This window comes from Neobacillus bataviensis (assembly GCF_019969725.1).
The window spans coordinates 1-5,399 of the sequence record NZ_JAHXYW010000032.1 but is presented as its reverse complement, the minus strand read 5'-3'; the positions used below and the strand labels follow the sequence as shown (position 1 = coordinate 5,399).

Annotated in this window: 4 protein-coding genes and 2 pseudogenes; 3 read left to right on the top strand and 3 right to left on the bottom strand. The window is 33.3% G+C overall.

Features of this window, described 5'->3' with window-relative positions:
- Positions 1-210: 210 nt before the first annotated feature.
- Positions 211-585, bottom strand: coding sequence for a hypothetical protein (locus LC455_RS30695; protein WP_223596766.1), 375 nt, complete (start codon positions 583-585; stop codon positions 211-213).
- Between the two features lie 324 nt (positions 586-909).
- On the opposite strand from LC455_RS30695, the pseudogene LC455_RS30690 reads away from it, so the two are divergent.
- Positions 910-1,479, top strand: a pseudogene (locus LC455_RS30690) (SpoVR family protein); the annotation flags it as partial.
- A gap of 57 nt (positions 1,480-1,536) precedes the next feature.
- Here the strand turns inward: LC455_RS30690 and LC455_RS30685 are convergent.
- Positions 1,537-2,946: an amino acid permease gene (locus LC455_RS30685; RefSeq protein ID WP_223596765.1), complete on the bottom strand. Its 1,410-nt coding sequence runs from the start codon at positions 2,944-2,946 to the stop codon at positions 1,537-1,539.
- 229 nt (positions 2,947-3,175) lie between these two features.
- Between LC455_RS30685 and LC455_RS30680 the strand changes: the two are divergent.
- Positions 3,176-3,425 (top strand): annotated as a pseudogene (locus LC455_RS30680) (pseudouridine synthase); the annotation flags it as partial.
- A gap of 178 nt (positions 3,426-3,603) precedes the next feature.
- Here LC455_RS30680 and LC455_RS30675 read toward each other — a convergent pair.
- On the bottom strand, positions 3,604-4,548 hold the full coding sequence (locus tag LC455_RS30675; RefSeq protein WP_223596764.1) for a GNAT family N-acetyltransferase: 945 nt from the start codon (positions 4,546-4,548) through the stop codon (positions 3,604-3,606).
- A gap of 345 nt (positions 4,549-4,893) precedes the next feature.
- Here LC455_RS30675 and LC455_RS30670 point away from each other — a divergent pair, with 345 nt between their 5' ends.
- Positions 4,894-5,166, top strand: a complete 273-nt coding sequence (locus LC455_RS30670; protein WP_223596763.1) for a hypothetical protein — start codon at positions 4,894-4,896, stop codon at positions 5,164-5,166.
- Positions 5,167-5,399: the final 233 nt, after the last annotated feature.

Genomic DNA, 5,399 nt, shown 5'->3' with positions numbered 1-5,399 from the left:
TTTATTGCATAAATTATATCGTCCACGCTCATACACCCCTTAAATATATATCTAAAAAACAATATTCGTCTAAAGTCATTAATATCCCTTCTTCTACTAAACTGCATCCGTTTGTGCAAGAAAAATGCGATCGCCGCAGCCATCCCATCTTTAACATAAGCACCCGTTACTTTAAGTGCATCTCTTCACATTCTAAAATATTCTCTTCCTTCATTTCTCTTCATAATCACTAAATAAATGACAATGCTTATAATCATTAGAAGATACTGCTGCATCCGTATTAAAATGCCCAATCACGAAGTAAAATGAAATTGCAGAAATTGTATAAATGGCTCCAAGTATCGCAGCCTCTCTAATGTTCCTCGCAAACATATAGCCAACAATCATTGCAAGAATAAACCACATTGGTAAGGAATTAATCATTACCGCTAAATATGAAATGATTAATTCAATTACTGTTGCACCATCTCTTAAATATGGTAAATTATCAGAAATAACCGAAAAAAATGCAACAATTAAACCAACGATAAATGTAAAGCTAATAAACTTTCTCCTATGCCCTCTATTTTCTTTATTCTCCTTCAACAAAGCACCTCCCTATGTATATAAGACAATCGCAACACCTTTCTATTTAAAATTAACTTACATAATTTTACCATTAAAACCTCTTTTCTTGTTAAACTAACCTGCCCTGTTAGCCATCCATGCAGCAGAACTGCACCACAAAGAATGAAAATAGTTAAGAACTGTCAATACTGATGCTGACCTTAATCCAGTCACGCCCTCCTCTTTTTTTAGCGATCTTAAGTATTATCATTTTTTCATATCTAAAGGAAACTTATTTTCATGGTAGTTTAAGAAGGCACGCCAATTGCAACGACAATTTGATCATATATTTATGCAACTGTAAGTGTTGTTCAGCCATCAAAAACAAATATAAATACATACTATTTAGGATTAAAAATGTTTGAACACATAGAAGAAAGATACAATAATCCAACCGAAGAGATGAAGAGACAAGGTGTTAAAGTAGGTTCTGGAATGGAGAAGATTTTTGAAGTTCGTGAACTCGAATCTGATACTAGTTTTATACGGAATTACTTATCGAAAGAACTGATCATGCAAGAAGATATGTACCTTTTCCAAAAATAAGTAAAGGAATATAAAATCAGTGATAAGAGTTGGTAAAATGCCCGTGATCAGCTTGTTAATATGCGAACTAATGGTGGTTATCCTTACATTACTGTTAATGATGGCGATTATTTAAAAAATGGTGAACTTTATTTAAAACATACTTACGAGGGCATCGAGCTCGATGTGAAATATTTAGAAAAGGTATTACCATATATTTATCAACTATGGGGACGTCCAACACATCTTGAAACTAATATTGAAGGGAAAACAGTTATATTTAGTTATGACGGAAAGAACATGCATAGGAAGTATGTGAAACCACTTCGTAATAGTGGTTTTTTGTAATTAAAAGGGATTCCCAAAAGTCAGTTCTCCTAACTTAGGGGATAGCCCAATTTTTATTTATGCAGGTTTATTTGTGTTTGCTTCTGTACTGTCACTTTGATTTAATTTACTGTTTTTATAACCGTAAGTAGCGTAAATTACTAAACCGATTACTAACCAAACTACGAATCCCTTCCAAGTAAATGCTGAAAGTTGAAGCATTAAATATCCACAGAATAAAATTGCTAATACTGGAACAACAGGAACCCAAGGAGTTTTAAATCCACGTTTTAAGTTTGGTTGAGTTTTTCTTAATACTAAAATACCAAGTGAAACAGCTGAGAAGGCAAATAATGTACCAATATTTGTTAATTCAGCTAGTTTATTTAATGGAATTAAACCAGCTAATGCAGCAACTAATCCACCAGTTACCCATGTACTTACAACTGGTATTTGAGTTTTACCATTAACTTTTGATAATTTTTTTGGAAGTAAACCATCTCTACTGATTGAGTAGAATAAACGAGTTTGTCCAAACATCATTACGATTAAAACTGTTGTGATACCAAAGATCGCACCTAGTGAAATGAAACCAGCTGCCCAATCTTGGTGGATAAATGATAAAGCAAAAGCAACTGGGTCTTTAACACCAAGTTGATCAAACGGTACGATACCCGTAAGAATTAAAGAAACAACGATATATAAGATTGTACAAATTGTTAATGCAGAAATAATACCGATTGGTAAGTTACGTTGAGGATTTTTTACCTCCTCAGCAGCAGTAGATACTGCATCAAAACCAAAGTAAGCAAATACAACAACTGCAGCTCCAGCTGTTACACCAGAGAATCCCATTGGCATAAACGGTGTCCAGTTTCCTGGCTCAACATACCAAACACCTACAGCGATGAAAAGAATTACTACTGCTAATTTAACAATTACCATTACAGTGTTTAGTTTTGCAGATTCTTTTACACCTCTAGTAAGAATAAAAGTAACTAATAAAACAATTAAAACTGCTGGTAAATCAATAAAAGTACCTTTTGATGAATCAAATGCACTGGTTAGTGCTGTTGGAAAATGAACTCCAAAACCTGATAATAAACTTTGGAAATATCCTGACCAACCACTTGCAACAGCAGAGGAAGCTAGTCCATATTCAAGTACCATATCCCAACCTAAAATCCAAGCAACTACTTCACCAAAAGCAACATAGCTATACGTATAAGCACTACCTGCTTCTGGAATCATTGAGGCAAATTCTGAATAACATAATGCAGCAAATGTACAGGCTAAGCCTGCGATAATAAATGAAAGTATAAGTGCTGGACCAGCATAATCTGCTGCAGCTACACCAGTTAATACGAAAATTCCTGTACCTATTATTGCTCCAATTCCTAGCATCGTTAAGTCAAACGCACCTAGAACTTTATTAAGTGAACTGTTAGATAGTCCACTTGATACTGATTTTTTTCGAAATAAATTCATAAATTAACCTCACTAAATTTAGATTTTGTCTAAAATTATTCCTCCTATTAATATTCTCTTTTTGAAACGAATAAACACTATCATGATGTAGTAAAATCTGAGTAGTATAGAAATACTATCCAATCTTGACTGATTTCATTGTTTTAGATAAATTATGAATATTAACGTGATGCTTTTTGTCTATGTAAAGAGGATTTCGATGAGAATAAAAAATTTATTGCTGAAACTGGATTTTGCTCAAGATGGGAAACCAATTATGGCTAAACCGAAATCGGTTTATATCGCTTTAAATAAACCAGTTGGTATCACTTCAACTTCCGAAAAGAATGTAAAAGGAAATATTGTTGAATTTGTTAATCATCCTCAGCGAATTTCCAATTGGACGACTATATAAAGATTCTCAAGGATTAATTATATTAACCAATGATAAGAATATCGTTAATAAAATTTTACGTTCGGAATATGGTCATGAAAAAGATACAAACTAAGTATTCCTTGTTCAACTAAACTGCATCCGTTAGCATAACAACCAAAAAAGACCGCCGCAGCGATCCATCTTGAACTCTTGCACCCGTTAGTTTAAGTACAATGCTTCACAATCTGCATCGTTAATTAAACTAAAAGGCGATGCCTATTTAAGCATCGCCCTATTTAGTATTACCATACGAGCAGTTTTGTTAAAATCCATTTTCCTGGCTGACGAACAAAGCCTAGTTTTTCATTTACACGTAACATAGGGATATTGGATGATGAATTATTGGTTCTCATACGTTTATATCCCAATGGAATACATTTTTTTATAGCTTGTAATTTTAAAGCATAAGCGATTCCTTTACCACGCATATCTGTAATCGTTCCTGTGAAGAAATTATACATTTCTTCATTTTTAACTCTTTCATTCATAAGCGTGATACCTACCCAACGATTATCTAGCACTGCGAGAATAATATTTTCTGGTTCAAAGGATTTTAACAAAGATGCTGCCATTTCCTTTTCAATTTCTGCCCCTCTACCATATGAAACGGGAACGTCCTTCGTTAAAGATCGAAACAATTCGCATATTCTTTCAAAGTTTTCTTCCCCAGGATAGTCTTCCATTGTTTTAAAGGATATGCCCTTTTCTTCATTCGTTCTTAATATATAGTCCATACTTGAAAGTGTTTGAGAAGAGATGTCAAGAACGGATTCAAAAGCCATTTCTAGCTCAGTAAACCCATAGTTTTCTGCCCATTTTTTAGATTCAGGATTGGTTTCGTTTACAATAGTACATAGACCTTTAGGTTTAATAACCTGTATATAATTCCATAAAACGGATTCGAGGATTCGACCTATTCCCTGTTTCTGATGTTGAAAGTCCACTACGATTCTCTGCACAAGGAAACCAGTAGGAGCTAAGGGTGAACCACTAAACACAAAGGCAAAACCAATCATTTTTTTATCCCGTTTAAGCACAACTTGTTTTACTACGGCGGAGTGTTTTTGAGCAGTTAGCATTTGTTTAAAAAACTGTAAATCAATCGGCACACTCTCATATTGGTTGTTTAGTCGCAAAACATTTGGTAAATCTTCTTCAAGATTCATTTCACGAATTACTATTTCCATTACCTTTCACCCCAATACAAAGAATATTACATTCTTATTATCATTTACCCGATACCATTATTAAATCTAAAACAAATTAACCACTTTTCCAATTCCACAAGCAATTTAGACCTAAACTGATAGCAATTACATTTAAACTTCCAACATTTATAGCCTCTAGTTGTTCTTTATTCACATTAATTAACTCCTTATCATAACCAACACTTGTTTAACATAAGACCCAGTTAGTTAAGCAATAGGCATAGGCTAAAAATTGTTGAAAACTACATTTGGTGATAAATTTGGAATACCTTGGAAGTAACTTCATAACTATAAATAAAGGACAAGATATGGGTAGGTGTACTTATGTTTAAAATTTTCTTGTTTGGAATTTTAATACTTTTAATAATTTTATTTCATTTTATTATTCTTATTAAAAACAGGAATCAAGCTACCCAAATCTACACTATTCACACTTTTTTAGGCAGTAGTCCCAATAATGTACCTGAAGATGAACAAATTGAGCAAAAGAAATCACTAATTGATGGAATTAATGATTTCTTTAAGGAAAGTAAAGAAAAAATTATTGATGATGAAAATGAAGACAGTGATGGTGATGGGAATGACATTGGAGAATAGTATCAATGCTTTCCGTTTTTAGTATAGCACCCGTTACATTAAGTACATTTCTTCACAATCTAGCAACCATAAAAAAAACCCCATTTCATATGAATGGGAATAACCTCTGAAACCACTAGTACACTACAACATACTTTATTTCATTTCTATGCCATATTTCGCAGCAATGGAAGTCAATATTTGAATTGCTTCAGGACTAGGTGGTCCTTCTGGAGCAGGTGGTAATTGTTCAG

Coding starts and splice junctions, on each gene's coding strand:
- LC455_RS30670 (WP_223596763.1), top strand. CDS start 4,894: ATGTTTAAAATTTTCTTGTTTGGAATTTTAATACTTTTAATAATTTTA.
- LC455_RS30675 (WP_223596764.1), bottom strand. CDS start 4,548: ATGGAAATAGTAATTCGTGAAATGAATCTTGAAGAAGATTTACCAAAT.
- LC455_RS30685 (WP_223596765.1), bottom strand. CDS start 2,946: ATGAATTTATTTCGAAAAAAATCAGTATCAAGTGGACTATCTAACAGT.